The 1426-nt window shown below is 43.3% G+C and carries 1 protein-coding gene; it reads right to left on the bottom strand.

All coding sequences use genetic code 11. From position 1 onward, the window contains the following. Window positions 1-1426: transketolase family protein (locus tag PY093_RS11465; RefSeq protein WP_275646016.1), on the bottom strand; the 1426-nt coding region annotated here is incomplete at both ends.

Below are 1426 nucleotides of genomic sequence, written 5' to 3'. Positions count from 1 at the left end.
ACCTGGTGCAGATGCACCAAACTGATTAATCGCTACTACTTCACCTTCGTCACCAGTGTAGCGTTCCCATCCTAGTGATGACGCCATTTCGATTCCAAGGCGTTTCTTAACAGACTTAGGGATAACTGTATTTTTATATTCCGCAGACTGCTCTTCAAAGCGATCCCATGAAGGCATACTGATAACAGAAACATGAATGTTCTCGCTAGCAAGTGCCTTTTGCGCTTCGACGGCAAGGCCCACTTCTGAACCTGATGCTAATAATAGGCCCTCAGGGTTATTATTTTGAGCCTCTGAAATGACATACGCACCTTTTTTCACGCCTTCATAGGCCTTATCAATTGTACCGGCAATAGTTGGTAGGTTTTGACGAGTAAGAACCAAGGTTGTCGGTTTGTCAGTTGATTCCATTGCTAGTCTCCATGCAGCCGCTGTTTCATTTCCATCAGCTGGACGGATAACACCCAGGCCAGGCATTGCACGTAATGCAGGTAACTGTTCAACCGGCTCATGGGTTGGACCATCTTCACCAACGGCAATACTGTCATGTGTAAACACATAAGTTACTGGCAGTTTCATCAAAGCAGCTAGTCGGATTGCAGGACGTAAGTAATCAGAGAATACAAAGAATGTTCCACCGTATACTCTAACCCCACCATGTAATGCCATACCATTTAACGCAGCACCCATTGCAAACTCACGAACACCAAACCAAATGTTGCGTCCGCTGTAATCATTTGGAGTAAAGTCCCCAGCACCTTTGATCATGGTATTGTTTGAGCCTGCTAAGTCAGCTGAGCCACCAAAAAATTGTGGTACGTGGTTTGCGATTGCATTTAAGGTTTCACCAGATGACGCACGTGATGCTAAGCTTTTGCCTTCTTCATATTTAGGCAGGTGATTTTCCCAACCTTCTGGAAGTTTACCCAAAATAGCTGCATCAAGTTGTTTGCCAAGCTCAGGATATTGTGATTTATAGTGTGCAAACAACTCATTCCATTCTTGTTCTTTCTTTTCACCAGGCTCATAGATAGACGTACGGAAATGAGAATATACTTTATCCGGAACATGAAAATCCTGTTCGAACGTCCAGTTATAAGCTTCCTTCGTAAGTTTCGCCTCGTCTGCTCCAAGTGGTGCACCATGCACACCAGATGTTCCAGCTCTATTTGGCGAACCATAGCCAATCGTTGTTTTCACTTCAATTAAGGTTGGGCGGTTCTGATTGGCTTTTGCCTCAGCAAGTGCCTTAGATATTTCTTCCAGATTATTACCGTCTTCAACTCTGATATATTGCCAGCCATATGAATCAAAGCGTTTTTCAACACTTTCAGAGAAAGAACGATCTAAATCACCATCAAGTGAAATATCATTTGAATCATATAAAACAACTAACTTTCCAAGCTGTAAATGGCCGGCAAAAGAT

Origin of the sequence: Cytobacillus sp. S13-E01, assembly GCF_029193815.1 — a bacterium.
Lineage (GTDB): Bacteria > Bacillota > Bacilli > Bacillales > Bacillaceae_L > Bacillus_BV.
Note: the sequence above shows the minus strand (reverse complement) of the source record. Positions and strands in the feature narration are given on the sequence as shown.